General features: G+C 55.0%; 12 protein-coding genes. 7 read left to right on the plus strand and 5 right to left on the minus strand.

The features are described from left to right. Window positions 1-249: 249 nt before the first annotated feature. From QJQ48_RS02360 to QJQ48_RS02380, 5 genes are all read left to right on the plus strand, one after another. Window positions 250-2,403, plus strand: coding sequence for a polyribonucleotide nucleotidyltransferase (locus QJQ48_RS02360; protein WP_346289579.1), 2,154 nt, complete (start codon window positions 250-252; stop codon window positions 2,401-2,403). A 119-nt stretch (window positions 2,404-2,522) separates the two neighbouring features. After that, window positions 2,523-3,098, plus strand: coding sequence for a DUF421 domain-containing protein (locus QJQ48_RS02365; RefSeq protein WP_346289580.1), 576 nt, complete (start codon window positions 2,523-2,525; stop codon window positions 3,096-3,098). A 103-nt stretch (window positions 3,099-3,201) separates the two neighbouring features. Continuing rightward, window positions 3,202-3,738: a hypothetical protein gene (locus QJQ48_RS02370; protein ID WP_346289581.1), complete on the plus strand. Its 537-nt coding sequence runs from the start codon at window positions 3,202-3,204 to the stop codon at window positions 3,736-3,738. Next, window positions 3,725-4,426 (plus strand): energy-coupling factor transporter transmembrane component T family protein, encoded by a 702-nt coding sequence (locus QJQ48_RS02375; RefSeq protein WP_346289582.1) that lies wholly within the window; start codon window positions 3,725-3,727, stop codon window positions 4,424-4,426. Before QJQ48_RS02370 ends, QJQ48_RS02375 begins: the two co-directional genes overlap by 14 nt. A 5-nt stretch (window positions 4,427-4,431) precedes the next feature. Further along, a complete protein-coding gene (locus tag QJQ48_RS02380; RefSeq protein ID WP_346289583.1) occupies window positions 4,432-5,811 on the plus strand; it encodes an ABC transporter ATP-binding protein in 1,380 nt (459 codons plus the stop codon). Window positions 5,812-5,817: 6 nt separating this feature from the next. On the opposite strand, the gene QJQ48_RS02385 is transcribed toward QJQ48_RS02380, so the two are convergent. Beyond that, window positions 5,818-6,822, minus strand: coding sequence for a hypothetical protein (locus QJQ48_RS02385; protein WP_346289584.1), 1,005 nt, complete (start codon window positions 6,820-6,822; stop codon window positions 5,818-5,820). Window positions 6,823-7,087: 265 nt separating this feature from the next. After that, window positions 7,088-10,078 carry an L-glutamate gamma-semialdehyde dehydrogenase gene (pruA, locus tag QJQ48_RS02390; RefSeq protein ID WP_346289585.1) on the minus strand — a complete coding sequence of 997 codons (2,991 nt, stop codon included), beginning with the start codon at window positions 10,076-10,078 and terminating at the stop codon, window positions 7,088-7,090. Between the two features lie 236 nt (window positions 10,079-10,314). Here pruA and QJQ48_RS02395 point away from each other — a divergent pair, with 236 nt between their 5' ends. Next, window positions 10,315-10,890 carry a hypothetical protein gene (locus QJQ48_RS02395; protein WP_346289586.1) on the plus strand — a complete coding sequence of 192 codons (576 nt, stop codon included), beginning with the start codon at window positions 10,315-10,317 and terminating at the stop codon, window positions 10,888-10,890. Between the two features lie 99 nt (window positions 10,891-10,989). Next, window positions 10,990-11,328: a hypothetical protein gene (locus tag QJQ48_RS02400; RefSeq protein ID WP_346289587.1), complete on the plus strand. Its 339-nt coding sequence runs from the start codon at window positions 10,990-10,992 to the stop codon at window positions 11,326-11,328. Here QJQ48_RS02400 and QJQ48_RS02405 read toward each other — a convergent pair. From QJQ48_RS02405 to ftsH2, 3 genes are all read right to left on the minus strand, one after another. Then, window positions 11,325-11,843: a Spy/CpxP family protein refolding chaperone gene (locus QJQ48_RS02405; protein WP_346289588.1), complete on the minus strand. Its 519-nt coding sequence runs from the start codon at window positions 11,841-11,843 to the stop codon at window positions 11,325-11,327. The genes QJQ48_RS02400 and QJQ48_RS02405 overlap by 4 nt on opposite strands. A 78-nt stretch (window positions 11,844-11,921) precedes the next feature. Then, a complete protein-coding gene (locus tag QJQ48_RS02410; protein ID WP_346289589.1) occupies window positions 11,922-13,001 on the minus strand; it encodes a glycosyl transferase in 1,080 nt (359 codons plus the stop codon). 81 nt (window positions 13,002-13,082) lie between these two features. Next, window positions 13,083-14,969 (minus strand): ATP-dependent zinc metalloprotease FtsH2, encoded by a 1,887-nt coding sequence (ftsH2, locus tag QJQ48_RS02415; protein ID WP_346289590.1) that lies wholly within the window; start codon window positions 14,967-14,969, stop codon window positions 13,083-13,085. Between the last annotated feature and the right edge of the window lie 75 nt (window positions 14,970-15,044).

Below are 15,044 nucleotides of genomic sequence, written 5' to 3' on the forward strand. Positions count from 1 at the left end.
AGTATAAAAATCTAATTCTACTGAAAACTTATCAGCACCGACTGATACCGAAAAAAAGAGGTGACTAGCCTCAGACTACCTGCTGAGCTGGATCCCGGTGTCATCTCTAGGCGAAAAAAAACTTTACGTGCAGTCCCCATGACTTTAGGAAAAAGGGATGTTTTGAGCGTATTAGAACACTCTCTCAATATCAGTGCTAGGATTTCCACAGAAGAAGAAAGATATTAGCAGATAAGGACGTAGCATTCAATGCAGGAGATTGAAAAGTCAATATCCTTCGATGGACGGGATATTCGACTTAAAGTAGGTTTATTAGCGCCTCAAGCCGGTGGAGCAGTTCTAGTACAGTCAGGCGATACAGCGGTATTAGTGACAGCGACCCGCTCCTCAGGACGCGAAGGGATTGATTTTTTGCCCTTACTGGTTGATTACGAAGAACGCCTCTATGCAGCCGGGCGCATTCCCGGTGGCTATTTGCGACGTGAAGGCCGCCCACCGGAGCGGGCCACGTTGACCAGCCGCCTGATCGATCGCCCCATGCGACCACTGTTTCCACAATGGCTGCGCGACGACATTCAGATCGTGGCGACCACCTTATCTATGGATGAGCAGGTACCGCCCGATGTCCTAGCTGCGACCGGGGCCTCAGTGGCTGTGCTGCTGGCTAAAATTCCGTTCAAGGGGCCAATGGCAACCGTACGGGTAGGACTGGTCGGGGACGACTTTATCATCAACCCCACCTACAGCGAGATTGAATCGGGCGACCTCGACTTGATCGTGGCAGGATCTCCCGATGGCGTAATTATGGTGGAAGCCGGGGCTAACCAGCTACCGGAACAGGACGTGATCGAGGCGATCGATTTTGGCTATGAGGTCGTGCAAGACCTGATTCAGGCCCAGCGAGATTTGATTGCGGAGCTGGGTATTGAGATTGTCACCGAGCCAGAGCCGGAAGTTGATTCCACTTTAGACGAGTTTATTCGCGATCGCGCCACCGCAGGCATTAAGCAGGTGCTAGCCCAGTTTGAGCTAGATAAGCACCAGCGGGACGAAAAGCTGGACGTGATCAAAGACGAAATTGCCGCCAAAATTGAAGAACTGCCGGAAGAAGATACCGTTCGCACAGCGGCCAGTGAGAATCCAAAAGCTTTGGGTAAAGCCTTTAAGAGCCTAACCAAAGAGCTAATGCGCAAGCAGATCGTAGAAGACGGTGTGCGGGTAGACGGGCGCAAGCTAGACGAAGTGCGTCCCATTTCAGCCCGCGTTGGGTTACTGCCAAACCGCGTCCACGGCAGCGGCCTGTTTAACCGAGGGTTAACGCAGGTGATGTCAGTGGTGACGCTGGGTACACCCGGCGACGCTCAGATGATGGATGACCTGCATCCAGATGAAGAAAAGCGCTACCTACATCACTACAACTTCCCGCCCTACTCGGTAGGCGAAACCCGCCCCATGCGATCGCCCGGACGGCGAGAAGTGGGACACGGTGCCCTGGCAGAGCGAGCGCTCGTCCCAGTCTTGCCCGAACAAAAGGACTTTCCCTACGTGATTCGGGTCGTATCTGAGGTCCTATCTTCCAACGGCTCCACCTCAATGGGATCCGTCTGCGGCTCCACTTTGTCTCTCATGGATGCAGGCGTTCCCTTGACCAAGCCCGTCAGCGGCGCGGCAATGGGCCTGATTAAAGAAGGGGATGAAGTCCGCATCCTCACCGATATTCAGGGAATTGAAGACTTCCTAGGCGACATGGACTTCAAGGTGGCAGGTACCGACAGCGGTATCACCGCCCTGCAGATGGATATGAAAATTACGGGCCTCAAGGTTGAAACCATCGCCAAAGCCATCAACCAGGCCAAGCCTGCGCGGACGCATATCCTGGAGAAAATGCTAGAGGCGATCGACAAGCCTCGCGTTGAGCTGTCACCCTTCGCCCCGCGCCTGATCAGCTTCAAGATCAATCCAGAGCTAATCGGCATGGTGATTGGCCCTGGCGGCAAGAAGATTAAGAGCATTGTGGAGCAAACTGGGGCCAAAGTTGATATTGATGATGACGGCACCGTGACGGTTTCCTCCATTGAAGGGGGACAGGCCGAGCAGGCAAAGGCAATTATTCAGGGTATGACCACCCGGCCTGAAGCGGGCGATGTCTATGCTGGTAAAGTGACGCGGGTGATTCCGATTGGGGCTTTTGTGGAATTCTTGCCAGGGCAGGAGGGCATGATTCACATTTCTCAGCTAGCAGACTACCGCGTCGGCAAGGTGGAAGATGAAGTCACCGTGGGCGACGACGTTATCGTCAAAGTCCGCGACATTGATGGCAAAGGTCGGATCAACCTGACGCGGCTCAACATCCATCCGGATGAAGCGGCGGCGGCGCGCGAGGCCGTGGCCCAGACCAGCTAGCGACAGGTGCCGATTGCAACGAGTAGGGACATGGCAATGCCGTGTCCCTATTAGCGTCTTAGGCTGCTTTTTTGTAAAATCAAATCTTGCCCACTGATAGCTGTTGCTAACGTAGCCCTATGATTGACAGCCTCCACTCTGTTTGCAGCTATCTTCTAGGGCTTGAGTCAACAAGTCTGACCTTTTGGCAAATGGCGCTTCGGGCCGCTATTGTCTATCTGACAGCCTTGGCAATGATGCGGTTTATTGGCGATCGCCGGGTGATTAGCTCTCACGCGGCCTTTGACATGATTTTAGGCATTATTTTAGGGGCAACCCTCAGCGGGGCTATCACGGGTGCCACCCCCTTCTTTGGCACGCTCATCGCCGGTAGCGTTTTGGTGGTCATGCACTGGCTGGCGGCGATGCTTAGCTTTCGCTTCGGCCCCTTAGAGCGTCTGATCAAGGGTAAAACGCGGCCTCTAATTCAAGGCGGCGAAGTGATCCGACAGAACATGCGCCGCAGCCACATCAGTAACCAAGATTTAGAAGCGGCGTTGCGTTCTAACGGCGCTTTGACGCAGCCAGACCAAGTCGCCTTGGCCCATTTAGAAAATAACGGCAACATTAGCGTTATTCCTAAACCTGCTCAGCCCCAAATAATTGAGGTCAAGGCTGAAGCTGGCGTGCAGACAATTCAAATACGGCTAGAGTAGCCTCGCATGACAGGGACACTGCTACGAAAGCTGAACTAACTGTGCAATGGCTCTACTTGCCGTAGCACGATAGAGGCAAAGTGACTGAGTAGCCAAAAGTGAGATGAGAATCGATTGGAGTCTTAGGGATTACGTCTTTGCTGCCTTTATGACCATTGGCATGGTGGTTTCGGTCTTTGTAGTGGGGCCATTGGTGCCCCCGTTTTTAGATTTAGTGGCTTGGGCCCCCCTCGGCGGGATTTTTTTGACGCTGGGAATGGCGCGGCTACAGCGGCGGGGTACTATTTTGCTGATGATTTTGCCGCTGGCCGTTTTGCTGCTGCCCCTTTCTCCCGCAATTACGCTTTATTTGGCTTTGACAGCGTTACTCGCAGAAGCCGTTGTGTTTCTGCGGGGTAACTACCGGGTCAAGCGTAATCGGCTCTTGGGCAATGTCACCTTTTTTGTCAGCGCCGTGGTGATTGGCCTGACCAGTGCCGCTCTGATGCTAGGGGGTGAGTTTGCCGAGCTGCTCACCCGGCCCTGGCTGATTGGAGTGTTGGCGATCGCCGCTGGCATCACAGGCTCTATTGGCTGGTGGCTAGGTGAATCTGTGGTGCGACAGCTTAAGCGGGCGGGCAAGCTGGATGCTGACCTCTAAGCGATCATTGCAGTCGCACCAGACAGGGCTGACGCGAATCAATCCCTTCCTTAAAATAGGTCTTTCCTTTGTCCTGATTGCCTTGGCGCTGGTTCTCAATCAAATAGCAGCGCTGTTGATTCTGGTGGGGGGGATGCTGCTACTGCTATCTCAGGTGAGAGTCCCATTGCCGCTACTGCTTTATAGCCTGACGGTGCTGCTAATTTTCACGCTGTCAGCGGCGTTCTTAGCTAGAGACTGGCCGCAAGCGCTGCTGAGTACGCTGCGTTTGCTGTCCCTGCTATTGCCTGCTCCGGTATTAACGCTGACCACGCCGCCAATAGATCTGCTGCGATCGCTGCAGGTTGCCCGTTTGCCCAGCTTTATCACCCTCAGCCTCATGCTGATCTGGCGATTTTTGCCCCTGATGCAGCAGGAACTCCAGCGAATTTGGCAGGCTAACCAGCTACGGGGCCTCGACCTCAGCCGCCGTCCCGACCAGTGGTTTGCCGGGCTGATAGTGCCGCTGATTTTTCAAATGGTGGCCTATGCCGATGAGGTGACGATTGGCCTGCAAACGCGGGGTTATTCGCCTACAGATCCACGCAGCAACAGCCAACCGCTGCGCTGGCGCTGGCTAGATACAGCTTTTTGTCTGGGGGCGATCGCCTGGGTGAGCCTGATTGGCTATGCAGAATGGGGAGGCTGATGCGGATGAGGCACAGTTTCCCTAGAGATGATGTGCCGCTGTTAGAGGTGGTCGATCTGAGCTTTACTCACATAGGCCAGCAGCAGCCAACGCTGCAATTGGTGAATCTGAATCTGGCAGCGGGGGAACTGGTGGTGCTGGCGGGGGCGACAGGCAGCGGTAAAAGCACGCTGCTGAACTGCCTCACGGGAATCGCACCGGAACATACGGGCGGGCGGCTGACGGGTAAGGTGCTGTATCGGCAGCAAGACATCACCCTCTGGTCAATTCGGCAGCGATCGCAGTTCATGGGCATCCTGCTGCAAAATGTAGAAACTCAGCTCTTTACCGATCGAGTTGGAGACGAGGTGATTTTTGGGCTAGAAAACTGGAACCTGCCTCCCGGCCAGATTCAAACCCTAGCTCAGACTGCTTTAGAGAAATTCAACCTGAGCCACCAGCAAACCTGGCCCATCCGTCAGCTTTCAGCCGGGCAAAAGCAGCGATTACTTACGGCCTGCCAGCTTGTGCAGAATCAGACTTTACTGCTGCTAGACGAACCTTTTGCCTATTTGGACGCGGCAGGAACCGTGCTGCTGCTGGAACTTTTGCGGCAGTGCCGCGATCGCGGACAGAGTATCTTGGTGATCGAGCACCGCCTAGAATTGCTAAAACCTCTGTGCGATCGCGCCTATCGGATTGAGGCGGGAGCGATCGCCCCCTGCCAGCTCGATCATCTCCTTGTCTCTCCCCAGGAGGTTTTTACGGCCCCTACCCCCGTTCCGCCTCCGTCCCAAATCTCAAAGGCTTTGTTGACAACTTGCAACCTGAGCTGGGGCGGCTATCCGGCTTTTCCTGACTTACAGGTCAGCGCTGGCGAGGTTGTCTTGCTTAAAGGCCAGAACGGCTGCGGCAAAACCACGCTGCTGAAGCTGCTTTGCGGCCTGCTAAAGCCAGCAACCGGGCGCTTGACGATTTTGGGACAAGTCGCGACGCGGCAGAGCGTCGTTCAAATTGCTCAAACTGTCGGTTTTGTGCTGCAAAATCCCAACCATCAGCTCTTTGCCGAAAGCGTCTGGCTAGAGCTAAAACAGCCGGGAGTTGCGGATGAGACAGCCAAAATCCTGCTGCACCAGCTCAATTTAGCCCACTGCGCTGAAAAGCATCCCCAGGCGCTTTCCCAGGGCCAAAAGCGACGTTTAGCATCGGGCGCTGTCTTGGCCCGCCAGCCGCAGATCTGTCTGCTAGACGAAATTATGGTGGGGCAGGATGCCAGTTCTTTAGCGCTAATGCTACAGACGCTTCAGAGCTTTACTGCCCAGGGCGGTGCGCTAATTTTTACCTCCCATGATCCGGGCGTCGCAGTCGTACTCAAGCCTCAAGTGATCACGATTGGAAGCGGCTAGCCTGTATTAGGCCGCTTCCTCAAACACGTCAGCTGCGAACATGGCGTTAGTGGCGCTGAGATAAGGTTTGAGCAGGGCCATTTGCGCTTCGTCCAGCAGGATACCAAAGTGCTTCTCTAGCAGCACCAGCATTTGCCTGACCAAGCCCCAGCGGACATTCAGTGTTGGATAGAGCATGACACACAGGGGAAAGAGTTCTTGCTGCACAGCGCTGACATTATTTTCCAGCAGGCAGACCCACAGATAGGTTTGAAACATCTCAGCATCCCGCAGGCTAGAAGTGCGTACAGTAGGATTGCTCAGCGGCCCGCTATAGCAGCGATGGTGCGGATTGGCCTGCATAATCTGATTGACGACTTTCTGGGCGATTGCGCTGCTGTGGGGCAGCAAAATTTGTACCACTTTCAGCACCGGAGAACTCATGGGGTGGCTAGCGGCGGCGCTGTAAGCCCGCTGCAGTGGCATATAGAGGTGATCGTCAATGGCCTTGAAGTAGAGCCGCAGCACGTCCTGACGTTCAACAGCAATCAGCTGGAGCAGCAGTTGGCCTGTGTAATGAAACTGCATACTGACAAAGCCTATCACTCTGGGATCGACCAGCGTATATTTGGCCCGAATTAGACCCAGTTCAGGGGCTAGATCGGTAGCAAAGCGCTCAGGGGCTGTGCCGTTGGCGTAGGCGGCGAAAGCCTTTTCGTAGATAACGTAAACATCTTTGGCAATGGCCCAGGGATCAATCAGCTCCCCTTTAATTTGGTGGCGCACCACCTCTTTAGACAAGAGCGCCTCAGTCTGCGTCCAGGCTTGGGCGCTGACGGTTCGCAGCTCCTGATTGAGATAGTCTGCGATCGCCTGCCGAGCGTCATTTTCGGTGACTACATATTTAGGGGAGTGTCCAGTATTATCTTTGACCTGCTGTATATAGCGTTTGGCCCAGGCTTTGGAAAAGGAGTGGAGTTGATTGAACGAGCTAGACAGCGGGCGATCGAGACTTCCCCAGGCAATTTCCATGACCAATACTCCCTTTTCAAAGTAGATACCCCGGCGCAACCGCTATAGACCAAGCGGGGTTTGATCAGTATCATCGGGGAAAATACTTAATCTTTGCTTAACATGTTTATATTTCTTTGAAAGCTACAGACTTTTGTTGCTTTTTGTTGCGAAGTGAAAAGGGCAGTGGGTAGCAGTCACGGCTGGCTGGGACTGTGCTCAACCAGCCTGATACGGCTACGTCAGCAGACTGTATGCCAAGGCTATAGGCGCAGTTGAGAAAGGGCTACTCCATGCCGGCAATGGGGGCAAAGCCCTGCCGCTGAATGTTTTCCGTCACTACTCTTGGCTCTAGGAACTGGAGCAGATAGTCTGGCCCACCCGCCTTGGAGCCGACACCGGACATCTTGAAGCCGCCAAAGGGCTGGCGGGCGACAATTGCCCCGGTGATGTTGCGGTTGATATAGAGGTTACCGACGGCAAATTCTCGCTGCGATCGCTCAATATGAGAGGGCGTTCTAGAGTAAAGCCCGCCGGTGAGGCCGTAGTCAGTGCCGTTGGCGATCGCCAGTGCTTCGTCAAAGTCCTCAGCACGGATGACGGCTAGTACCGGGCCAAAAATTTCTTCTTGAGCGATGGTGTGATCGGGAGAGACGCCGGTGAAGATAGTGGGACTGACGAAATATCCGGTTTCAGGCACCGGCATCTCTAAGGCCACTTCAGACTGAGCTTTGCCCGTTTGAATATACTCACGAATCCGCTCTTGGGCCTTGGCGTCAATCACCGGGCCAACCACGGTGCTGGGATCTTCGGCGGGGCCAATGTTGAGCGATCGCGTCGCTTCTACCAGCCGCTTGACGAAGGTGTCGTAAATCGGCGCTAACACAATTACCCGCGAGCAGGCCGAGCATTTCTGGCCGCTGTAGCCAAAGGCCGACTGCACCACGCCTTGAACCGCCTGATCCAGATCAGCGCTTTCGTCCACGATAATGGCGTTTTTGCCCCCCATCTCGGCAATCACCCGCTTGAGATGCTTTTGACCCGGCTGAAGCTGGGCCGCCGTGGCGTAGATTTGGCAGCCCACTTCCCGCGAGCCGGTAAAGGCAATCAGGTGTACGTCTGGGTGCTGCACTAAGTGCGCCCCCACCGTGGAGCCTCTAGCCGGTACGTACTGAAAGACGCCTTTGGGCAGGCCCGCTTCGGTGAGAATTTCGCTAATTTTAGCGGCGATGACGGTAGAGGTCTCCGCTGGCTTGAGCAGGGTGCAGTTACCCGTCACCAGCGCTGCCACAGTCATACCGGTGGCGATCGCAATCGGAAAGTTCCAGGGAGAGATGACCACAGCAATGCCGCGCGGAAAGTAGCGGTAGTGGTTAGTTTCCCCGGCTAGGTCATAGTCATAGCCCCGGTCGAGCCGCTCCATTTCGTCAGCGTAGTAGCGGCAAAAGTCGATGGCTTCAGACACTTCGGCATCGGCCTGCTTCAGCGCCTTCCCCACCTCCAGCATCACCCAGGTAGACAGCTCATCGCGGCGGCGCTCCATAATGTCACCAGCGCGGCGCAGAATAGCGGCTCGTTCCGTCGCCGGGGTTGCCTGCCACTGGGGGAAAGCGGCTTTGGCAGCGGCGATCGCCTCGTCTGCCTGGGCCTGACTCAGCAAGCCAATCTTGCCAATAATCTCGCTAGGATTAGAAGGATTTACCGACTCTACCTGCGTTTCAGTTTCGACAAATTCGCCGTTGACTAGCGGCAGATAGGTCTGGCCGAGCTGCATCCGCACCTGCTTTAGGGCTACTGCTGCCGCGTGGCGGGCCTCAGCTTCGGCGTAGTCTGTATCGGGGGCATTGGGAAAGTCGGTGGTTTCCCCTGCCACCTTGGGCCGCTGGCCGTCTTGGTCAATGGGAGCAAATTCAGGCGAACTGAGCAGTTCTTCGATGGGCCGCTCCTCCAGGTTTTGCTTGAGGAAGGAGCTGTTGGCGGTATTTTCCAGCAGGCGGCGAATCAGGTAGGCCATGCCGGGAATCAGCTCTCCATAGGGCGAGTAGACCCGTACCCGGTAGCCGCGATCGCTCATGGCTTTCGCCAGCTTGTCGGCCATGCCGTAGAGCACCTGGAGCTCGACGGCTCGCTTAGGAATATTGAGAGTTTCGGCGATCGCCATTGCATAGGCTTGCGATCGCACGTTATGACTCCCGATGGCGGCGTAGAGATAGGCATGATTTTCCAGCAGCAGCCGAGTCATGCGCTCAAAGTTGGCGTCAGTCGATTCTTTGTGGCTATAGACGGGCTGGGGCCAGTCGTGCTGCACCGCTTTGATTGTTTCTTGATCCCAGTAGGCTCCTTTAACGAGCCGCACGGTCAGCGGCGTGCCCCGCTCCTTGGCCCATTCCACCAGGTCTTTCAGGTCGCCGTAGCTGTCACGCAGATAGGCTTGCAGCGTCACACCAATATCGCTGCGATCGCGGAACTCGTCTTCTAGCAGTACCTTTTTCAGGGTCGCTAGGGTCAGCGTCTTGTAAACGTACTGCTCCATGTCGAAATGCACTGCCGCCCCCAGCTCTTTAGCTCGGCGCAGCAGGGTGCGCATCTGCTCGCTGACCTTCTCCTGACTGCCCTCGGCATCGAGCGGATCAAACTGGGAATAAAAGGCCGTCAGCTTCACAGAGACCTGCACGGGCGGCAGCGTCTCCCCGTCGGCCTGATCGATGGCAGGCACCGTTGACCACTTTTTCGCTGCCTGGGTCAGCTGCTCCATCAGCGTCAGGTAGCCATTGAGATAGTCCTGAGCTTCTGCCTCGGTGATCACCGCTTCCCCCAGCAGATCCACCGTGAAGGTCATTTTGTCTTTGCGCAGACGCTCAACGGTTTTAATGACCTGCTCGATGGTTTCCCCCGCAATATACTTGTGAGCCAGGGTTTCTACGGCTTTGGAGAAGGTCGTCGCCGCAATCTGCCCCGGCATGGAGTCCGGGTTGGCAAAGTTCAAAATGCCCTTGAGGGCTTCCGGCAGTTCTACAGACGGATCGCCTAGATATTCCTGCAGATGCCGGGCAATTTCGGCCTTGCTGTGGAGTGCGGGCAGGCAGTCAATGAAGCGGAAAAGCTGTACTCGCAAACCGGGATTATCCATAGCGATCGCCAATAAGCGATCGTCCCAGCGCATCTGGTCGCGCATTTGAGCGAAAAGGGAGCGCTTTTCCCGCGTCGCCGAAATAAGTTCTTTGGCAATTGTCTGAGTTTTTTGCTCGTAAGTGGACTGAGAAACCTGTGCGACCACGATAATGAAGCCTCGATGAAAAGTGAGTCTGTATCTACCATTGTGAAGCCGAAATTCTGGCGGAACTGCGGCACTTTAAGCTTTGTATCACAAGTCCCAGGCCTAAACAGCGCGATCGCTTACCAAACTGGCTTTCTGGAATCTGGGCTATTTTTAGTGAAGACATCAAAGATATTTGTTGTTAGCTCCTATGCATCGTGGAAAAAGCACTCCTCTCTTTTTTACGATTTTGGCGGATGCCAAATACGCTGCTCTTTTTTATCGTTCTTTTTCTAATTGGCTTTTTAGCAAATTCACCGGCCCTATTCGGGGCAAGCATGGGTTTGCTAGCGTTTAGCGGGCTGTACGAATTGGTAATTCGCACTCTTAAGTGGCTTCTGAGCGAGAAACAATCTCTTGAAGACAGCAGTCCCATTGCTTATCTACGACAAACCCTGCTAAATCCCATCGCTTTCACCCTATATGGAGGAAGCTTTATCCTGCTCGCCTTTAATACCAGCGTCAGTCAGGGAGCGATCGCCCTCTTTATTGGATTTAGCTGCCTGATTATTGCAGGCATTTGGCGTTTTATCGAGACCAGTTCTTCTAAACCGAGCCAACATCGGCGGCGACGAAAATCGCGTCGGGGTAGCCGCCGTTCCTCATCCGCGTCCGTATCGGCGGGGGGCTATGACCATTCCGGCAGCGATTCTGGGAGTGGCGACTGCGGTGGCGGCTGGAGCTGGGGCGGCGGTGATGGGGGTGGCTATTCCGGTGGTGACTGTGGCGGTTACTCAGGCGGCGATTCAGGCGGTGGTGATTGCGGCTTTTAAGCAAAACAAATCGAGCATTAAGCGCAGTCAAAATGAATCAGACCTATTTGCTTACCAGCCATACAAAGCTGTTAAAACTCAAAACTTAGAACTAGTGTCATGCGACTTTTGATCAAAATCCTGGGTCTTGCTTTTCTGCTTGTCTCTATTTACTTTTTGGGCCAAAACATTATTTTCACCACCCAAACCTCGCCCTACTGGTGGCGAGACATTTCAGCAGCAAGTTCAGTGCTGGCTGTCGCTGGCGGCGTGGCAATGGTGATGTTTTCCCGTCAGACTCGTTCAGCGGGCTGGGCTGTCCTCTGCTTAGGAATTTTACTGGTGTTTGTCAGCGGCGGCGTCATCTTAAAGCCAACAAGCCTATGGACGCTCTTTCTAGCCCTGGTTTCATTTGTTGCAGGACTTCAGCTCATTACTACCGGGCGGCTATCGCTCTAGCGGTTTTGGCGGTTTTGGCGGTCGAGCATCTGGTCGAGATCCTGCTGCTGGGCCGAGGAAAGCGACTGGTAGAACCGATCGAAGCTGGGGCGGACCTGTTCAAAAACGAGGGTGGCTGATTCTGAGAGATCCTGATAGAGTGCCAATTTTTCAGGCGCAGTTTGCTCTCCGGCTGTCATTGCTAGCTCAGCGCAGAACTCATCAAAGGCGATCGCGGTACTGCTCTGCAATGCCTCTTTGACCTGATTGAGCAATCCCTTTTGGCTCAGGGCCAAATCGAGCTGTAGCTCTACAAACCGAGCGCCTGTTTCAATAAAGTCGTCGCGGCGATCGCTGCAGAGAAACGCCAGGCCATTGCGGCTCAGGTTGCGTCCCTGTTTTAGACCGGCTGAGTCGGAAAGCTCAAAAGCTGTCGCCGTCGCGTTGAGCCGAGGTCGCGCTGTCACCAGTACTAGCAGCCCCACTAAAGCCGCATTAGTCAGCAGTGAAAAACTGAAGATCAGACTGCGCTTCATCATCTTTACCTCAACACGTCAGGAGTTCAGGGGTGATGCCCTGGTTTTTATGTCGAGTTTAGCGAAACTGAGGTTCCATTACCCAGCTAGATAGTTGACAACTGCCTGGGCGATCGCCCCATTGCCGTTGACATCAACCGATTCTGGCTGACGCGGCGGCTGAGGTGGCTGCTGCAAAAAGGCCCAGTTACCCGAAAAGAAATCAGCCGCCGCAATAATCTGATGAAAAGCAAAGTCCTGAATGCCCTCCACCAGCAGCGCTGATTCTGCAAAGCCCTGACGAGTGAGAGTCGCCACGGGTAGCCCCAAGCGACAGGCTTCTGAGAAGGTGCTGAAGCCAGGCTTAGACACCACGCGATCGCACAGGGGCATAAAGTCGACCGGGCGATACTGACGTTCTAGGATTTTGCGCAGATTGGGCAAGTCGGGAGCAGCGCGATCGAAGCTGATAAATGTCCACGCCGGGAACTGCTGCAGCGTAGTGTAGGGAATCTTTTGCAGGCCCAGTCCGCCAAAGGAGAGTAAGACCGTCCGGGCGCGGGGGGGTTTAATATCAAAGCGATCGCGCAGTTCGGCTTCGCCGTATTGAGGAGTGCCTCCAGTCAGCCCCACCTCTGTCTTTTGGGGAAAAGCGGGCATTACTTCATGGAAAGGCAGGCGAAAGAGGCGATCGCACTGGCTGAAGCAGTCAGCAATCCAGTCAGCCACAGCCACAAACTCACCGCCCCAGGGCCGGTAGATAAAGTCCCAGCCAAAGTTACTCATCATCCAGCAGGGAATGCCAGCGGCCTGAGCAATGGGCGCTGCCAGCGGTGGAATATCGGCCAAAACTAGCCCCACCCGCTTGGCCTTGATAAATTCAACTTCGACTTGAATAATCTCAGCCTGACGGGCCTGAATCTGCTGAAGCTGGCTCAGCGTCGCCGCGAAGTCCATCGTCATGCTGTCACTTTGAACCACGCCGACATCATAGGCCTGCTGCCGCTGCTCAAAGGAACCGGGGATATAAGCCTGCAGCAGCCAGTGTGGAGCTGTTGTGGTCAAGATGATGGGCAGTTCAGGGCAAAGGCTTCTAACCGTAGCAGCTACTGCCGCCGCGCGGGTGGCGTGGCCGAAGCCATGATTGGTAATGGCGATATAGAGGCTGGGCAGAGACATAAATTAAAGCTGACCAAAAGAAAAGACCCGTTCAATTATGAACGAGCCTTTCCAGATTAGAGAATGGGAGCTGTCAAACCGCTAGATCTGATACGCTAGCTGCTCTTTTTCAGGCACCGTAGTGTACTCAGAGACAATCTGGCGGAACTCATCACCATCAAGCGTTTCCCGATCAATGAGCAAATCGGCGAGGCGATCGATGACTTCGCGGTTCTCGCGAATAATGCGCTTAGCATCGTCATAGCAGTGCTCTACGATTGAGCGCACCTGAGAGTCGATGCGAGAGGCAATTTCATCGGAATACTCGGAGCGGGTCATCCAGTCCCGACCCAAGAAGACTTCGCCCTGCTGGCTCTCTAGAGATAGAGGGCCTAAGTCAGACATGCCAAAGCGAGTCACCATCTGCCGGGCCATGTTCGTCACCTGCTGCAGGTCATTGCCTGCCCCGGTGGTCACTTCCGCGTCGCCAAAGATGACATCCTCAGCCGCGCGTCCGCCCAAAGCGCCCGTAATCCGAGCTAGGAGCTGTGCCCGCGAGATTAGCATTTGCTCCTCGCTGGGGGTGAACCAGGTCAATCCCTGAGCCTGTCCCCGCGGAATCAGCGTCACTTTTTGCACCGGGTCGTGATCTTTCACCAGCGTACCGATGATGGCGTGGCCTAGTTCGTGGTAGGCAATTAGGCGCTTGCTCTTGCTGTCTACCAGCGGCGTGCCTTCCATACCAGCAATCACGCGATCGACCGCATCGTCGATTTCAGTCATGGTGATCGCTTCTTTGCGGCGGCGAGCCGTGAGAATGGCGGCTTCGTTGAGCAGGTTAGCCAGGTCAGCCCCCGTGAAGCCAGGGGTACGACGGGCGATCGCCTCTAGAGAAATGTCCTCAGCCAGCTTTTTATTGCGGGCATGGACTTTCAGCACTTCTAGGCGGCCTTTAACATCGGGCGGATCCACAGAAACCTGACGGTCAAAGCGGCCCGGACGCAGCAGGGCTGAGTCAAGCACGTCAGCTCGGTTGGTGGCCGCGATGATGATGATGCCTGTATTGCCTTCAAAGCCGTCCATCTCGGTCAGGAGCTGGTTTAGAGTCTGCTCCCGCTCGTCGTTGCCGCCACCGATGCCAGCGCCCCGCTGACGACCGACAGCGTCAATCTCATCGATAAAGATGATGCAGGGAGCGTTTTCCTTCGCTTTCTTGAACAGATCACGCACGCGGGAAGCACCCACGCCGACAAACATTTCCACAAACTCAGAACCGGAAATGCTGAAGAAAGGAACGCCCGCTTCACCCGCGATCGCCTTAGCCAGCAGAGTTTTACCCGTTCCTGGAGGGCCGACTAGCAGCACGCCTTTAGGAATGCGGGCACCGACAGCGGTGAAACGCTCAGGCTTTTTCAGGAAAGTAACCACTTCCTGCAGTTCCTCTTTGGCCTCTTCAATCCCGGCCACATCGTCGAACATGATGCCCGTTTTCGCTTCCATCATGAAGCGGGCTCTGGACTTACCGAAGTTCATGGCCTGCCCTGGCCCGCCGGGCACGTTGCTAGAGCGACGGAACAAAAAGAACAGTCCACCAATCAGCAAGATAGGGAACAGCAGATTGCCCAGAACGCCCCAAATAGCGCCATCATTGCGCGGCGGGTGGGAGTCAATGTTGATGCCGGCATCGCGCAGACGGCTAATTAGCTCAGGTGCGTTTCCTGGCAAATCTACCCGCCAGCGCTGGACGCGGTTGTCTAGCTGGGGGTCAACCGCTTCAACGATGGCAGTGCGGCCTCCCTCATAAAGATCAACTGCCGTTACCCGGTCGGCTTCTAGGTAATCTAAGAAGCGCCCGTAGGTCATGCGGGTATTGGCCGCGTTTTGCCCGGTATTGACGGCAGCGCCTGAGAAAGCTCCCTGCCACAGGAAGAAGCCAATAATCAGTAGAGGTAGTGCCCACAGCAGGGCGACTCTCCAGGAAAATTTCATAGTTAGGTGGCCCCTAAAATCACGAATGAAAACTTGCTCGAAGTTTGGACTTTTAGAATCCAAGAACCAACAGTC

This window comes from Sphaerothrix gracilis Ecp01 (genome assembly GCF_030405905.1).
In the GTDB taxonomy this organism is placed as follows: domain Bacteria; phylum Cyanobacteriota; class Cyanobacteriia; order Phormidesmidales; family Phormidesmidaceae; genus Sphaerothrix; species Sphaerothrix gracilis.

Excerpts from the sequence above, each read along its gene's own strand:
- QJQ48_RS02360 (WP_346289579.1), top strand. The coding sequence starts at position 250 with ATGCAGGAGATTGAAAAGTCAATATCCTTCGATGGACGGGATATTCGA.
- QJQ48_RS02365 (WP_346289580.1), top strand. The coding sequence starts at position 2,523 with ATGATTGACAGCCTCCACTCTGTTTGCAGCTATCTTCTAGGGCTTGAG.
- QJQ48_RS02370 (WP_346289581.1), top strand. The coding sequence starts at position 3,202 with ATGAGAATCGATTGGAGTCTTAGGGATTACGTCTTTGCTGCCTTTATG.
- QJQ48_RS02375 (WP_346289582.1), top strand. The coding sequence starts at position 3,725 with ATGCTGACCTCTAAGCGATCATTGCAGTCGCACCAGACAGGGCTGACG.
- QJQ48_RS02380 (WP_346289583.1), top strand. The coding sequence starts at position 4,432 with ATGAGGCACAGTTTCCCTAGAGATGATGTGCCGCTGTTAGAGGTGGTC.
- QJQ48_RS02385 (WP_346289584.1), bottom strand. The coding sequence starts at position 6,822 with ATGGAAATTGCCTGGGGAAGTCTCGATCGCCCGCTGTCTAGCTCGTTC.
- QJQ48_RS02395 (WP_346289586.1), top strand. The coding sequence starts at position 10,315 with ATGCCAAATACGCTGCTCTTTTTTATCGTTCTTTTTCTAATTGGCTTT.
- QJQ48_RS02400 (WP_346289587.1), top strand. The coding sequence starts at position 10,990 with ATGCGACTTTTGATCAAAATCCTGGGTCTTGCTTTTCTGCTTGTCTCT.
- QJQ48_RS02405 (WP_346289588.1), bottom strand. The coding sequence starts at position 11,843 with ATGAAGCGCAGTCTGATCTTCAGTTTTTCACTGCTGACTAATGCGGCT.
- QJQ48_RS02410 (WP_346289589.1), bottom strand. The coding sequence starts at position 13,001 with ATGTCTCTGCCCAGCCTCTATATCGCCATTACCAATCATGGCTTCGGC.
- ftsH2 (WP_346289590.1), bottom strand. The coding sequence starts at position 14,969 with ATGAAATTTTCCTGGAGAGTCGCCCTGCTGTGGGCACTACCTCTACTG.